Genomic DNA, 14,624 nt, shown 5'->3' with positions numbered 1-14,624 from the left:
ATTACTATCAAAATTATGAAATACTTGCACCTCTCCTTCAGTTTTGCTTTAATTCTCCTGACCTCGCTTAGCGGCTTACGCGCTCAGGGCACCTCCAGTCCTTTTGACCTGACAAAATCTGCCTCCCGTTCTTACATTGATGCAGGTGCAGTTCAAATGATGGCTGATTCCCTGTGGCTCTGGCAGGAGCAGGTCTCACTCCAGACAGACAGGGAGGAATTGCGTGCAGGTGAAACACTGTTCTTCAAGGCCAATATCCTCACAGGCCCAGAAAAATTCAGGGTTAGCGCCAGTGAGGTACTCAGGGTAGAGCTGTTGGACCAGAGTGGGAACCTGATCAAGAAGCAGGTACACCGGATCACGAATGGGCGTAGTGCCGGGTCCATAGAAGTGCCTGTAAAAATGGAATCAGGGATTTATTTTCTGAGAGCCTATACCCGCTGGATGCTGAATTACGGCCTTCATTTCTTGCCTGCCCGGGAGATTTTGATCAAAGATCGCAGAGATAACGATCCGGTCCTCCTGCCGGAGCAGGAAGTTAGCATCCAACCAGAAGGTGGTCAACTTGTAGACGGACTGATGACGCAGGTGGTAGTGTCGTCCCGCAACCATGAGCTTAACAGGATACCGGTACTAAATCAAAAGGGAGAGGTTGTCGCAAAAGTGGAAGAATACGGCCGTAAACTAGGATCTTTCAGACTGACTCCTCAAGCAGGACAACAATATTCTATCCGGCTGCCGGATAATAGGCTACTCCCCTTACCGGAGGTCATGGAAAACGGATACAGCCTGCAGGTCAATAATCTTCAACCTGAAAAAATCCTCATCCGTATCGAAGTGACCGAATCTCTTCTTCAAAAGCCGGTATACCTGAAAGGGAGATACGACCAGGTCACTTATGTGGATAAGAACATTGAATTTGAAGGGGGTAATGTCGCCTCTTTTGAGATCTCAAGGGCTGAGATACCCGATGGACTGTTGGATCTGTATATCGCGGATGAAGAAGGACAGATTTGGGCGCACCGGCCCGTACTCATTGAAAAGAATGAATTGCGTGTCAATGCCCAAAAGCAGATAAATGAGGATGGATCAGAATCCATTTTATTACGAGTAACAGACAGGGATCAGAATCCGGTATCGACAACATTATCTGTTAGCGTTAATGGAGATGATTCAAGTGAAACAGCAGGTTTCAGCACTGTAGAGTCCATAGAGAAACGCGAGCAGGAACGCAATACAGCCTTCCTGAAAGACCTGCGGGTGCTGACAGGTAAACATACCAACCTGACAAACATCCTTCCGCGTATGCGGGTCCCGGATAGGATCGTGTTCGATTTTCAAAAAGGGCTCGACTTTATCGGGCAAGCCTATAACCTGAATAACGAACTTTTAGTAAACAGCGAGATGCAGATCCTCATTGAGAATGGGGACCAGGTCACGGTACAGGAGGTAGTGACAGACCAGGACGGTATGTTTACATTGAGCGGGCTGGATATCCTCGGCGATGCAACGCTGGTCTTCAGGACGGCGGGAGATGAGAGTGCGGCCAAACTGGTGAAGGTGATCCCTTTTGAATATGAAACCCCTCTGTTGGCAAGCCCGGAAGGGAGGAGGAAGGGCCTGCAAAAAATGGCTAATACCGACTCACCAGGCTCAGGCCAATTGCTCTCAGCCCAGTCCACCCGGGAAGAAAAAGAAAGGACAATCTCCCTGGAATCGGTAACGGTGGTGGCCACGAGGGAATTGAGTAAATCCAAGATTCCGGAATTCGCTCTCATGGCTACCAAAGCCATTGAACAGGATCCGGAAAGACCCAGGCCCATAGATCAGCTGTTTCTCAATATTCCCGGGGTACAGGTGGTGGGACTAGGCTCTCCATATCCGTACTTATCAATCCCGAGAGCAGCACGTTTAGGTCCGCTCTTATGGATCTTGGATGGCTTCCTGCTCGACCAGAGTACAACCCTGGTGGATATCATGAACCTGGTTCCCTTTACGGATGTGGAACGAATTGAGATCCTGATGGGTGGGGAGGCATCTTTTTACGGTACCCGGTCGGCCGGAGGGGTGATCTCCATTAAAACGAGATCGGGGTCAGACCTCGACTATCTGGCAAGAAAGGATGCCCAGGCACCTTTACAGGGATACCATGAATCCATTGCATTTGATGAACTAGGGACGGATACTCGTGTCAGAAGAAAACGCAATGCATCCATAACCACAATCTTCTGGGGCCCAGAACTGCGAACGGATAAAAACGGTGAGGTAGTGATACCTGTCCCTGAGTCTACTGCCCTCGACCAGATAAGGCTGGAGGCCACCGTCTTCACCCAGGATGGAAAGCAGGGAAGCATTGAAGTCTTTTTTGATAAAATCGATTGAAAAAGTTGCGTTATTACCACTGAAAAAGTACTTTTGCACCCGCTTCATTGATGAATCGTAAGATCATTTTTGAGTGATTGAAATTTTGGAGAGGTGCCGGAGTGGTAACGGAGCAGATTGCTAATCTGTCGACGCGTAAGTGTCGCCTGGGTTCGAGTCCCAGTCTCTCCGCCTCCGCTGTGTTAAAACGCAGCTCCGGCGGACACGTCCGCCTAAATATGTTCTTAATTTGGTATATGCAGCAATAGCTGCCTCGGGGTGTAGCGTAGCCCGGTTATCGCGCCTGCTTTGGGAGCAGGAGGTCGCAGGTTCGAATCCTGCCACCCCGACAGTAAAGTAGAACCATCGTCTTTAGGCGATGGTTTTTTATTTTCCTGAAGTGAGTGGAATTCATTCTGATGAGAGTCAGGAAAATAAAAAACAAAGTAAGCGTAGCGAATAGGTTCACTTTACTGTCACCTCCCCCCTTCAGGATCACGCCCGAAAGTGAGCTATGCTCTACTTTCCGGGCGTAATCCTTTTTTAAGTTAGGAAAGAAACTGTTTGAGCGCAGCGAACAGGTTCACTTTACTGCAGATTCTCTCCCTTCAGGATCACCGATCCCGAAACACCAGCCATGTCCGGGAGTTCAGTTCTTCAACTCCATCTCCACGGTAAGAATATCCTGAGATAAAGATATTGAATTGTACGTTCTGGCACTAAGAAAGAGTGAATTCCCGGCATGATCAATATCATTTTTCAATTCAGAGTGATAAACTACCTTTAAGATTATGACTGTCGGGCAACAGACTCAAAGACGCTTGGCCAACAGATTTTATGGGGCCGTGATGAATTTCTTTCAGGAAACAGGTGCCCTTGCTTATTTCGCCGCCCGTTTCTTCAGAGAAGTCATTAAACCACCTATGGAATTCAGGGAACTGCTTCGGCAGTGTTACAATGTTGGTAACAGATCGTTGATGTTGGTCGTGGTCACCGGTTTTATCATCGGCCTGGTGCTCACCCTGCAATCCAGGCCGACCCTCATAGAATTTGGAGCGGTTTCCTGGATGCCGAACATGGTGGGAATCTCTATCGTTCGCGAGATAGGTCCTGTGATCACAGCCCTGATCTGTGCCGGGCGTGTCGCCTCCGGGATGGGAGCAGAATTGGGGTCTATGAGGGTGACGGAGCAAATAGATGCCATGGAGGTTTCCGGAACCAACCCTTTCAAATTTCTGGTGGTGACCCGTATTTTGGCTACCACCCTCATGCTTCCCCTGCTGGTCGTTTTTGGAGATCTGGTAGCCCTCTTTGGCTCAGCATTGGTAGAAAATCTGAAAGGTGATGTTTCATTTCAGCTCTATTTTAATACGGTATTTAATGCACTTGGGTATGGCGACCTGATACCTGCCACGGTCAAGTCCTTCTTTTTTGGTTTTGTGATCGGTCTGGTAGGCTGTTATAAGGGATATTTCAGCAAAAAAGGAACGGCAGGAGTGGGGATTGCTGCCAACACGGCAGTGGTCACGGCTTCACTTTTACTGTTTATGGTGGATTTTATCGCTGTCTTTGTATCCGATATTTTTTACGAATTGTAGTATGAACCAGAGAACCCACATACCATATGTAAAAAACGGGACCTTACAAAAAGATCCGGAGGGTAGGAAGGTGGTCATAGAAATCAGGGATCTGCGGAAGAGTTTTGGGGATAACCATGTGCTCAATGGATTTAATCTGAGACTCTACGAAGGCGAGAATCTGGTGATCATGGGTAAATCAGGTTCGGGCAAATCTGTGATGATCAAGTGCCTGGTTGGACTGATGCAGGCAGATAGCGGTTATATCGAAGTTTTGGGTAAGGAAGTGAACACTCTGGACCGGGCTCAGCTCGATACCCTGAGAGCGGATATCGGTTTTCTTTTTCAGGGCAGTGCCTTGTATGACTCCATGACGGTGCGAGAGAACCTGGAATTTCCCATGCGCAGGCATAAGGAAAAACTAGGTGCTTTTGCTGATACGGAACCTATGGTACTGGAAGCCCTTGAAAATGTGGGGCTGGCCCATACCCTCGATCTTATGCCTGAGGAATTGTCGGGCGGGATGAAGAGACGGGTGGCCCTGGCCCGTACACTCATACTGAAACCCAAAGTGATCCTGTATGATGAACCAACGAGCGGACTCGATCCTATAACAGCCAAGGAAATCATTGAACTTATGCGGAGTATTCAGAAGAAATACAACACCTCTTCGCTTATTATCACTCATGATGTTGACTGTGCCAGGGTCATATCCGAACGCATGGTCCTACTGGTTGATGGTATCAATTATGCCGAAGGAACGTATGCCGAACTATCCTCCGACAAAGACCCGAAAGTAGAAGCATTCTTTAAAAAGTAACACCATGGAAAAAACAAGGGCAAACAATATAAGACTTGGCGTGTTTGTGGTCATTGGAACTGTATTATTGGTGATAGCAGCTTACCTGATCGGGAATCAGCAAAACCTTTTCGGAAATACGTTTCAGCTCAACGCCGATTTTAAGAATGCAAGCGGCCTGCAAAAAGGGAATAATGTCCGGTTTTCCGGGATCAATGTGGGGACAGTCAATCGCATCGAAATGATCAACGACACTACCATCAAGGTGTATATGATCATAGACGACAAAATGCGCGACCATATCAGAAAAGATGCTGTGGCCATGATAGGTACGGACGGACTGGTGGGTAGTATGCTGGTCAATATAGTGCCTTCCGAAGGGGATACACTCCTCGTTGAACCGGGAGATCAACTGAGATCCTATAGCAAGATCGCGACTCAGGATATTCTCAGTACCCTGAATACCACCAATGAAAATGCCGCCCTTCTGACTGCCGATCTGCTAAAGGTATCACAGGCACTGGTAAGGGGGAAAGGTACCTTTGGCCGACTTTTGAACGACACGGTGATGGCCGGTGACCTTCAACAGACCATAACCAACCTGAAACAAACCAGTAGCCAGGCGAATGCGGCGTTGTCAGAATTAAACAAGATCATGCAAAAGATCGATTTTGAGCAAAGCGCAGCCGGACTGCTGTTGGCAGACAGCCTTACAACAAATCAGATCAGAAGCGTTATCAATAATTTGGAATCTTCGAGCCAGGGCCTTGAAAATGTCGTGATTAAATTGGATACCCTTATGACGGGAATCGACAGGGAAGGAGGGGCCGTGCGTTACCTGACCCAGGATACCCTCCTTGTTCGTCAATTGGAAAACACGGTGAAAAATGTAGAAGAGGGGGTGGAAAAATTCAACCAGAATATGGAGGCCCTGAAGCACAACTTCCTCACCCGTGGCTATTTCAGGAAGCTTGAGAGGCAACAGCTCAAGGAAAAAGGAGGGAAGAACTAAAGGGAAAGAAGCCTTAGTTACTTTTAAGCAATGGTAAGGGCTTGAAGATACCCTTCCATCATCCCCAAATACTTTTGTGTCTCGGCCAGCATCTTTTCTTTTTTGTCCATGTCTGATTCACTCCCTGCCCGGAGGCTGTTGACCTTGGCCCGCACATTGGCACGATAGGCCTTGTAGTATTCAAAAAGATCCCGTTCTTCTGTCGTCCGTATCGCGGGAAAATAAAGATTGTAGTGCTGGATACACAAATCTGACAAGCTGTGTTCTTCAAAGGCGTCCAGGTCCATGCAGAGAAAGGCTATCTCATTGAGCACGTCCATCTGTCGGTAGTCGTCATTGAACTCCAGGCAATCAAACGGCTGGGGCGCCGGCAACATAAAAATGTTCCTCGCATGCAGGTCACCGTGGCAATCCCTGTAAAAGCCGGCTTTCAGACGTTCAGTCAGCAAGGCTTCGTTTTTCTGCAAGAACATATCGGAAACCTCGACAGACCAGTCGATGATCCGGGCCCGGGCTTCCCCGAGTCCGGTAGAAATCAATTCCTTTTGAGTCGTCAGATCGTTGAATTTTACTCCCACGTCCAATATGTTCTTTTCCCGGATCACGGCCGATTTATTGTGGAAATCTGCAACCCACAATGCCAGGGATTTGATGTCATCGGCGCTGACTTCACCCCGCCTGAGCAGTTTGTCCAGTCGCTTGTCAGGATCGAGCTTGCGCATCTTCAGAGTGTAATCGACAAGGGATCCACGGTGTTCGCCTATCTTTAATGTTCCGTTGACCTCGTAGATAGGCAATACTTCCAGGTAAATGTCCTTGGCAAATCGCTTGTTTAGCTCCAGTTCCCTTTCGCAGAAGAATTTCCGCTTTTCCAGGGAATGAAAGTCGAGGAAGGAATACCTGATCGGCTTTTTGATCTTGTACACAAATTCATCGCACAGAATGACCCAGGAGATATGGGTCTCGATCAATTCCCGTCCGGAAGAGAATTCAGGGAATTCCCCTTCGGTAATTAGTTTATGGATCTGTTCCGGTGTCATTACTCAGGTATTCTAAAGCCCTGTTGAGCATATCGTCAACGTTGGTATCAGTAGATTTTAAGATGAGACGCGGCTGTTTTACTTCAATCCATTTGTTGCGGATCATCTGGTATACCTCAAAATCCGCCTCACTGTAAAGCCGTTTTTTCTTTAGCCGCTCTTTGATAAGGGATTCGGAGGCCTGTATTTCAACGATAAAAGTTTGTATTCCTAAATTTTCCAGGAACATTTCCCGCGTTTCCTCCTCGTAGAAAGTAGCATCCAGAACTACAGGCTTATTGTTAGAAATAGCCAGTTCCGTTCTCTTGAGCATCTCTTCGTACACCCGGGCCTTTTCTGCTTTGGAATACGTGCGTTCTGCGAATAGTTCCTTTCGCAATCGGTCACTGCTGATATATTCTGCCTCAATCTTCCCGGCAAGTTTTTCGGCAAAATAGCTCTTGCCTGATCCCGGTAAACCTAATACGATCACGACCATGATTTCCTTATTTCAAGCCGTACAAGTCAGCCTGTTTAATGATCTCCCATCTTTTGAAATAAGGGGAATAGGCTTAGACCTATACCTGCGGGGTATATGTAAAGATAGGGGTTAATTCAGCCAACTAATTCCCAGCATGAGTCCGCCCCCTGCCAGACAAGTGTTCCTGATAAATGCCCGTCTTCCGATTCTGGTTTTGATAGGTTTTTTTTCTTATAAAGTATCCGACTAATTCAGGTCCCTGAACTAGCTTACCGGAGCTTCTCCTTAAAAAATTCGATCGTCCTGCCCCAGGCCAGTTCGGCCGAAGGCTTGTCATACCGGGGTGTACTGGTGTTGTGGAAGCCGTGGTTTACATCCGGATACGTATAGGCCACGTACTCCTTCCCGTGCTTTTTCAGGGCTTCTTCATAGGCAGGCCACCCGGCATTGACACGTTCATCCAGTCCGGCAAACTGCAGCATAAGAGGTGCATTGATCTTATCGATATCCTCCTTGGGCTGCCCCCCGTAAAAGGGTACAGAAGCTGCCAGATCGGGTACTTTCACGGCCATCATATTGGAGATCCATCCCCCGAAACAGAAACCGACAACGCCAACTTTCCCGTTACAGGCTTCATGACCTTTCAGGTAATTGAAAGCTGCGATAAAATCCTCCAGCATCTCGTTCCGGTCGCGTTCACGCTGCATAGCCCTGCCTTCATCGTCATTTCCGGGATATCCACCCAGGGGCCACAAAGCATCAGGGGCCAGGGTCACAAACCCGGCCAGGGCGGCCCTTCTTGCGGTATCTTCTATATAGGGATTGAGGCCACGGTTCTCATGGACCACCACGATACCTCCCAGGGTGCCCTCCCGCTTCTTAGGCATGGAGAGCAATCCCCGGATCTCGCCTCCGCCATTCGGGGAGTTATAGGTAATATAACCTGAATCCAGGGAAGGATCGTCCTGCTTTACCAGGAGGGTATCCCTGTAATTCGGCATCAGAAAGCTCATCAGGGAGGCCACCGTGATCCCACCGACCGCATACACCGACAGCTTTTCTATGAATTCCCTCCTTTGCAGCTTGTTATGCGCATAGGCATCGTAGAGGTCGAACACCTCCTGCATGATCTGTTCTTTCTTTAATTTTTTCATGGTGTTTTGGCGTTTTGTGATTCGATTTGAATAGTAGGTGGGTGACCAATCCCGGCTTCAGAAAGGTACCAAAAAAAGAGAGACCTCTGACTCAATGGTTTGGATTTAAGGATTCTATGGAATAGATTCAAACATTACTTCTCAATTTATTCTTATCTTGAGTAGGAATACCAACCACCATGCAACTTCGGGAATTCGTCAAGGAATGTCATCAGAGAGACGTTTTCAAGCATCTCTCCATCTACATCGTGAGCGGATGGGTCCTGATACAGGTCTTTTCCGAGATCCGTGAACCCTTTGGCCTGCCAAAGATCTCCATGACCTACCTCCTCCTGGTTTTGATCGCAGGCTTTCCTTTTTACACCTATCTCATCTGGCGGTACCGACTAAAACCCGCAGAACAGGACTCGGACCGCAGCAATAACCTGAAGATAGTCAGGGGAGAGGATGTTGATCCGAAAGAAAATCCAACCGATAAAACTAAGAAACATCTGCCGGGCATACGTTTCTACAGTCCCTTTCAAAAGATGTATTTCGCCTTTCTCACGTTTATCTTCCTCCTTTCACTGGGCTCCGTTTCCTGGATCGTGCGGGCCAATTTCATCACAGAACCGGATCCGGGGGCTTTTACTTTTCCATCCGAAGACAGGAATGACAAGGTAGCCGTACTGTCGTTTGAGAATAATACTATGAATGCAGATCTGGATGTGGTGGGGAAAATGGCGGTCGACTGGATCATCCACGGGATCACACAAAATGAGATGGGACAGGTGATCTCTCCCAAGGTATTGGAGCAATACAATACCGTCATGAAGGCATCCATTGTTTCTGATGACGAGAACAGCATTCTTACGGAAGTTCTCAAACCGGGAAAGGTGATTACGGGGAAATACTACCTCAGTAACGGCAAATTGCTCATCCAGTGTGCCATCCTCGACGGAAATATGAATGAAACACTGGAGACCATAGAGCCTGTTTCCTGCGCCACAGACAATCCGCTGGAATGTATTGAAGAACTCAAACAGCGACTGCTGGGTTCTCTCCTGGGTGAGAAGGAAAGGTGGACCCTTTATGAAGAAGAACCCCCCAATTATGAGGCCTACAAAATGATCCTGGAGGCCGAAAATGTTGACAATACCGATCCGGAGTACCTGCGGATCATGAACGAGGCCATAGCCCTGGACAGCAATTATTTTGAACCTAAAATGCACCGGATCACCTACTACTACAATATAGGAGAGTTCGGAAAGACGGATTCCCTTATACAGGCATTGGCCAGGGATGACCTGAAAGGCAGCCGGCAAAAAAACATCGTCAAACTGTGGAATGCCCTGGTAAGGGGAGACAATAAGAAGGCCTTCACCTACCTGAAAAAGGAATACAATTGGGAGCCTGATGATCTGAACAACAATAGCAGTACCATGGTCGTAGCCCTGCAGTTCGTCAACAGGCCGGAGGCGGTAGACTCTATTTACACTAAACAATTGGCCATGGAAAAGATAGACAGCCTGAACTGCCTTACATGTGAATACAGGTTCTATACCAAGGGCATGGCCGACATCGCCTTAGGCAGGCCCGAGGTTCCCATTGAAATGTTTGGTAAATATGGCACCGTCAAGGAATTCTACTGGGTAAAGGACGTCCTGCTGTACGCCTTTGTGAGAACGGGGGAGCGGGATAAGGTCGATGAGATCCTTACCACCGTAAAACTCACGGGAAATAATAAAATATGGCGGGATAAATGTCTGCTGTTAGGCAAACAATTCCTGCTTCAGGGGAAAAAGGAAGTCTCGGATTCCTACCTGGATTTGCTGCTGGGGTCCTTCGAAATGTCAGACAAGGAACTGACCGAAGTCGAGTTAGAACAAATGGCCATGGCTCATTTTTACAAGGGAGATTACCCCAGGGCTGTGAAACATCTGGAGGAGCTTGTCTCATTGAACCCAGATGATATCGACTTTAATGCCTTTCTGGCTATGTCACTCTGGAAAACGGGCGGAGTGGAAAAAGCGGAAGAGGTGCTGGAACAGCTGGAAGGACTCCGTACGGATTATCAATACGGTGCCATAGACTATGCCAAGGCCCGTTACCATGCCTTCACGGGAAACACGGATCTTACCATTCAGCATCTTATCAGGGCCGTTGCCGCCGGAAAGCGCTACAACCCCGGGACATTTCACGACGATGTGCTAATGAGGCCTTATAGGGACTTGGATGCTTTTCAAAACGTCCTGACCTTCTGGCATTGACCGGAAGGGGTTATTCTCTTGAATTATTCTTACTTACCGGTTTGGCAACTACGTATTGAATGAGGTCTTTGGGGGACCTGAAGTACAGGACTTCATCTCCCTCCACGACTATGGTGCCCATGACGATCTCCGGGGAGATGGCCAGGACATTCAGCCAATCATCCATAGAAAGAAACACCCGCTCGCCCCGTTCGTTTTTAAGAAGTTTGTGATTTGGATCTGTTATTTTACTTGGGTGAAGGTCCAGTTTTTCTATCACTCCGGCCCATTGCCTCTGGGTCAGGGGGCTCACGCTGAGGTCTACGAATAATATGTGTTTACGAACAGAAGATAAATAGGCTCTGGCCTCCCTGTCATTGGGATCCGCAGAGTTCATGTAAACTTTTAATAATCTTTTGTTGCTGGAAATTACATTCATGAGTTTTTGGATAAAATATTAAGAACATGGGGTAGGGATTTTAGCCCGATAATGAGGTACGACATAGAGGAAGTGTAATCCCTCATCCCAAGGGGATAGTTCATATTATTTACGGGACATGGCCACACCCGGCTTGGTCGTGTTGTCACGATTAGGACGCAATACACGGTCTATCGTAAATACTACCCCGTTGCTACCACGGATGCTCGACTTAGAAATAAAAGCTACCCCAGTGCTTTCGTCCAGAATGCTGAGTTTGCCTTTCTGCATTCTAAAAGCGAGATAGCCTCCATTGATCGTTTTCAAGCGGATAGGCCCACTCGCCGCAGAGAGGTCGGCTTGCAGATTCTCTGCATCCAGATCTCCGCGGACAAAATGGTATTCAAGGATGTCGACAAGGCGATCCAGATTTTCCGGTGAACTCAACTCGTTGATGAGGTACTTACTGGGTCCAAAAGCCTCGTCTGTCGGTACAAATACCATTACATTGTTCATGTTTCGGATCTCGTCGAAATATTCTACGGCATTTACCAATTTGAGAAAACTGTTGTAAACCGGACTTTGGTCGAGGATCTGCAGCACAGTGCGGTCGTAGTCGAGGGATGTTCGATACGAAGTGGAAACTGAGACCATCTCAGTACTGGGAGTTTTTTCCTTACACGAAATCACCAGGATAAGGGTGAAAATAAAAATCGACTTAATAAATAAATTCTTTTTCATATTGTTTTTTTGATTTGAAATACCCCTTAAATCCTTATAGAAGATAAGAGGTCTGACTTACCTCATACAGAATCGAATAGAAGGTTTGTCTCTTCTCACTTATACAATAGAAAAATTGGATGACAATCGAAAAAATACAGAGTACATTATAAAATGTTTAACTTTTTATATATAATAGTTAAACAAAAACTCGTTATCTTGAGGGTGTAAAAAACTGCTATGAAAAAGGGAATAGATTTAAGGAGTCAACTGCCTCTGGCAGATATGCATGTGGATGGAGTTCGATTTGATGTCAATGTACTAAAAGCCTTGCAGCGGGAACGAGCATGGGCTGTTTCGAATCCTGAAAGTACTTCCGGGAAGAATTAAACACTCCTATAACTTCAGGAGGGACTTAAATTTCGACATTTCGAGGTCTCATTTGCCTGTGGCTTGCACAAAAAAAATCCGGAGGAAAAACAACCGGATTTGATGCGATTATCTCACAATCGCAGAAAACTTTCTATTACTTCTTTGATCACTTAGGCACGTGTCCTCCCCCTTTGGAGGTAACCTTTGTTTTTGGTACATGACCTTCTTTAGAAGTCGCTTTGGTTTTCGGTACATGTCCTTCTTTGGATGATACCTTTGGTTTTGTGGTCCCCATGGCTTAAAGTTTTTAGAGTTAATTTATCACTATATTAGTGAAAAACTAGGAGGATTCCTAACTTATAGAGTTAAGCTTTCTACGTAAATCCCATAGTGTACCTAATCCATGAACCTAAAGGACTTCATCAAGGAATGTCATGAGAAAGAGGTCTTTAAGAATCTCTCTATTTATATAGTTTCCAGCTGGGTCCTGATCCAGGTTTTCTCTGAGATCTACGAGCCCATAGGGTTACCGAAGATCAGCATGACCTATCTTCTTTTAGCATTACTGATCAGTTTTCCGTTTTATATTTACCTTTTATGGCGCTACCGGCTAAAACCATTGGAGACCCGGTATAAAAACCGGGACGGAATAAAGGTGACTTCAAAATCCTCGGATGGACCTGAAGATGAAAACGGGCTTAAAAAAAAGAAGGTCCACCTGCCGGGGGTTCGTTTGTTGAGTCCCTTTCAGAGGATGTACTTTTCAGCTCTCTTCGTCATCAGCCTGGTCGTCTTGCTCTCGGCATCCCTGATCGTCCGCGCCAACTTCATCGAACAGGAAGACATGAGCGCCTTTACCTTTCCTGATGAACCGGATAATGACCGGATCGCGGTCCTTACTTTTCAAAATAACACCGCAGATCCTAACCTGGATGTGATCGGGAATATGGCTGTGGACTGGATCATGCACGGGATCACCCAGAATAAGGTGGGGCAGGTGATCTCCCCCCAGATCGTGGAGGATTATACCAATGTCCTCAAAGCAGCTGTGATCCCCAGCGAAGAAAACGGGGTCCTTAAAGAGTATCTCAGACCATCCAAGGTGGTGAAGGGTACCTATTATCTGAATAACGGTCGACTCTTGCTTCAGTGTTCGGTTATGAACGGCAATATGAACCGGACGCTGGTCTCTTTTGAGCAGGTAGAGTGTGATGCCGATAGTCCCCTGGATTGTATTGAAAACGTGAAGCAGCGGGTACTTGGGTATCTGGGCTCGAGAGGGACAAAGATCATCGGGATCGAAGAAAAACCCCCGAACTTTAATGCGTATAAACTCTGGCTGGAAAGTTATGACCTCCAACAGATCCAGTCCCCGGATCAGCTGAGGACTATCAATGAGGCAATCGCCGCCGACAGCAGTTTCTTCAGACCTAAATTAGACAGGGTCGCTTATTACTACAACCGTGATGAATTTGCCATAGCCGACTCACTCCTGCAAGTCCTGGCAGCAGAAACCGGGACAAAGAGGGAACAGCTCAATATGATACAGCATTACGAGGCTTGTTTTAAAGGCGATAACAGAACGGCTTTCAAAACCTATAAGGAAGAATACAACAGCGCCCCAAAGGAAATTGAGATGAACCTCAGCATGATGGTCCTGGCTCTGCAATTCGTGAACATGCCTCAGGCTGTGGATACGATCTACGCCGTCATTCCGCAGGAAGACTTCGACCTGGACAATTGTATATCCTGTGAATATCGCGACTTTGTACAGGGGATGGCAAACCTGGAACTGGGCAGGGTTGCCGAGACCATTGAAATGCTTAAACCTTATGCCAACACAGCCGGACAGGAGTGGATCAAGGAGGTGTTGATGAAAGCCTATGTCCTGGAAGGAGATCACGCTGCCGTTGCTGACCTAATGGAGCACATCCGGCTCCTGGGCCGGATAGAGTACTGGCAGCTGATGATGCTGAAAACCGGACTGGAATACATGAAGACCGGAAATAAGGCTGAGGCCATGAAGTATCTGACCGGTGTAACTGCATTTCAGGAACAGAGGGGCCGTCAACTTAGTCAGTCCGAAAGGGAACTACAGGCTGAAACAGCTTTTTACATGGAAGATTATGACAGGGCGGGTGCACTGCTGGAGGCTTTGCTGCCCGACAGTGACGATCCCCTCGGTATGAAGACCTATCTGGCCATGGCCTATCTGAAGAATGGGGAAGAGGAAAAAGCACAGAACGCTATGTTGGAGGTGAGTGAGATGCGTTCAGAATATCAGTTTGGAGAAGTGGACTACAACCTGGCCCGGTTTCACGCTTTTAAGGGAGAAGAAGAAGTGGCTTTAAAGTATTTATTACAGGCAGTAGCAGCGGGAAAACGCTTTACCAGCACCACCTTTCATAATGATTACCTTTTTCAGCCACTGAAGGCATCCCCGGAATTCAGGAAGGTCCTGAACTTCTGGAATGAAGGGTAGG

Annotated in this window: 12 protein-coding genes and 2 tRNA genes; 9 read left to right on the top strand and 5 right to left on the bottom strand. The window is 47.3% G+C overall.

Going from position 1 to position 14,624, the window contains the following annotated elements; translation table 11 throughout:
- The first annotated feature begins 15 nt into the window (after positions 1 to 15).
- The 6 genes from IEV19_RS03040 to IEV19_RS03015 all read left to right on the top strand — a co-directional run bounded on the left by IEV19_RS03040 (position 16) and on the right by IEV19_RS03015 (position 5,749).
- Positions 16 to 2,382, top strand: coding sequence for a TonB-dependent receptor plug domain-containing protein (locus tag IEV19_RS03040; protein ID WP_188369225.1), 2,367 nt, complete (start codon positions 16 to 18; stop codon positions 2,380 to 2,382).
- Positions 2,383 to 2,469: 87 nt separating this feature from the next.
- Positions 2,470 to 2,553 (top strand) — tRNA-Ser (locus IEV19_RS03035).
- 83 nt (positions 2,554 to 2,636) lie between these two features.
- Positions 2,637 to 2,711 (top strand) — tRNA-Pro (locus tag IEV19_RS03030).
- A 498-nt stretch (positions 2,712 to 3,209) separates the two neighbouring features.
- A complete protein-coding gene (locus IEV19_RS03025) occupies positions 3,210 to 3,959 on the top strand; it encodes an MlaE family ABC transporter permease (protein ID WP_188370707.1) in 750 nt (249 codons plus the stop codon).
- 1 nt (position 3,960) lies between these two features.
- Positions 3,961 to 4,758, top strand: coding sequence for an ABC transporter ATP-binding protein (locus IEV19_RS03020; protein ID WP_188369224.1), 798 nt, complete (start codon positions 3,961 to 3,963; stop codon positions 4,756 to 4,758).
- Between the two features lie 4 nt (positions 4,759 to 4,762).
- Positions 4,763 to 5,749 (top strand): MlaD family protein, encoded by a 987-nt coding sequence (locus IEV19_RS03015; protein WP_188369223.1) that lies wholly within the window; start codon positions 4,763 to 4,765, stop codon positions 5,747 to 5,749.
- A gap of 23 nt (positions 5,750 to 5,772) precedes the next feature.
- On the opposite strand, the gene IEV19_RS03010 is transcribed toward IEV19_RS03015, so the two are convergent.
- The 3 genes from IEV19_RS03010 to IEV19_RS03000 form a co-directional block, all read right to left on the bottom strand.
- Positions 5,773 to 6,789: a hypothetical protein gene (locus tag IEV19_RS03010; protein ID WP_188369222.1), complete on the bottom strand. Its 1,017-nt coding sequence runs from the start codon at positions 6,787 to 6,789 to the stop codon at positions 5,773 to 5,775.
- Positions 6,767 to 7,267, bottom strand: coding sequence for a P-loop nucleotide/nucleoside kinase family protein (locus IEV19_RS03005; RefSeq protein ID WP_188369221.1), 501 nt, complete (start codon positions 7,265 to 7,267; stop codon positions 6,767 to 6,769). Before IEV19_RS03005 ends, IEV19_RS03010 begins: the two co-directional genes overlap by 23 nt.
- A 251-nt stretch (positions 7,268 to 7,518) precedes the next feature.
- Entirely contained in the window at positions 7,519 to 8,403 is an 885-nt protein-coding gene (locus IEV19_RS03000; protein WP_188369220.1) for a dienelactone hydrolase family protein, read from the bottom strand.
- A 179-nt stretch (positions 8,404 to 8,582) separates the two neighbouring features.
- On the opposite strand from IEV19_RS03000, the gene IEV19_RS02995 reads away from it, so the two are divergent.
- Entirely contained in the window at positions 8,583 to 10,652 is a 2,070-nt protein-coding gene (locus IEV19_RS02995) for a tetratricopeptide repeat protein (protein WP_188369219.1), read from the top strand.
- A gap of 10 nt (positions 10,653 to 10,662) precedes the next feature.
- On the opposite strand, the gene IEV19_RS02990 is transcribed toward IEV19_RS02995, so the two are convergent.
- Both IEV19_RS02990 and IEV19_RS02985 read right to left on the bottom strand, forming a co-directional pair.
- Positions 10,663 to 11,028, bottom strand: coding sequence for a hypothetical protein (locus IEV19_RS02990; protein ID WP_188369218.1), 366 nt, complete (start codon positions 11,026 to 11,028; stop codon positions 10,663 to 10,665).
- 147 nt (positions 11,029 to 11,175) lie between these two features.
- Positions 11,176 to 11,790 (bottom strand): fasciclin domain-containing protein, encoded by a 615-nt coding sequence (locus IEV19_RS02985; RefSeq protein ID WP_188369217.1) that lies wholly within the window; start codon positions 11,788 to 11,790, stop codon positions 11,176 to 11,178.
- A gap of 219 nt (positions 11,791 to 12,009) precedes the next feature.
- Between IEV19_RS02985 and IEV19_RS02980 the strand changes: the two genes are divergently transcribed.
- On the top strand, positions 12,010 to 12,159 hold the full coding sequence (locus IEV19_RS02980; protein ID WP_188369216.1) for a hypothetical protein: 150 nt from the start codon (positions 12,010 to 12,012) through the stop codon (positions 12,157 to 12,159).
- Positions 12,160 to 12,544: 385 nt separating this feature from the next.
- Positions 12,545 to 14,623, top strand: a complete 2,079-nt coding sequence (locus IEV19_RS02975; RefSeq protein ID WP_188369215.1) for a tetratricopeptide repeat protein — start codon at positions 12,545 to 12,547, stop codon at positions 14,621 to 14,623.
- Position 14,624 lies beyond the last annotated feature (1 nt).

It is taken from the genome of Muriicola marianensis, from assembly GCF_014638095.1.
GTDB classification, from domain to species: domain Bacteria; phylum Bacteroidota; class Bacteroidia; order Flavobacteriales; family Flavobacteriaceae; genus Muriicola; species Muriicola marianensis.
Note: the sequence above shows the minus strand (reverse complement) of the source record. Positions and strands in the feature narration are given on the sequence as shown.

Coding starts and splice junctions, on each gene's coding strand:
- IEV19_RS03040 (WP_188369225.1), top strand. CDS start 16: ATGAAATACTTGCACCTCTCCTTCAGTTTTGCTTTAATTCTCCTGACC.
- IEV19_RS03025 (WP_188370707.1), top strand. CDS start 3,210: ATGAATTTCTTTCAGGAAACAGGTGCCCTTGCTTATTTCGCCGCCCGT.
- IEV19_RS03020 (WP_188369224.1), top strand. CDS start 3,961: ATGAACCAGAGAACCCACATACCATATGTAAAAAACGGGACCTTACAA.
- IEV19_RS03015 (WP_188369223.1), top strand. CDS start 4,763: ATGGAAAAAACAAGGGCAAACAATATAAGACTTGGCGTGTTTGTGGTC.
- IEV19_RS03010 (WP_188369222.1), bottom strand. CDS start 6,789: ATGACACCGGAACAGATCCATAAACTAATTACCGAAGGGGAATTCCCT.
- IEV19_RS03005 (WP_188369221.1), bottom strand. CDS start 7,267: ATGGTCGTGATCGTATTAGGTTTACCGGGATCAGGCAAGAGCTATTTT.
- IEV19_RS03000 (WP_188369220.1), bottom strand. CDS start 8,403: ATGAAAAAATTAAAGAAAGAACAGATCATGCAGGAGGTGTTCGACCTC.
- IEV19_RS02995 (WP_188369219.1), top strand. CDS start 8,583: ATGCAACTTCGGGAATTCGTCAAGGAATGTCATCAGAGAGACGTTTTC.
- IEV19_RS02990 (WP_188369218.1), bottom strand. CDS start 11,028: ATGAACTCTGCGGATCCCAATGACAGGGAGGCCAGAGCCTATTTATCT.
- IEV19_RS02985 (WP_188369217.1), bottom strand. CDS start 11,790: ATGAAAAAGAATTTATTTATTAAGTCGATTTTTATTTTCACCCTTATC.
- IEV19_RS02980 (WP_188369216.1), top strand. CDS start 12,010: ATGAAAAAGGGAATAGATTTAAGGAGTCAACTGCCTCTGGCAGATATG.
- IEV19_RS02975 (WP_188369215.1), top strand. CDS start 12,545: ATGAACCTAAAGGACTTCATCAAGGAATGTCATGAGAAAGAGGTCTTT.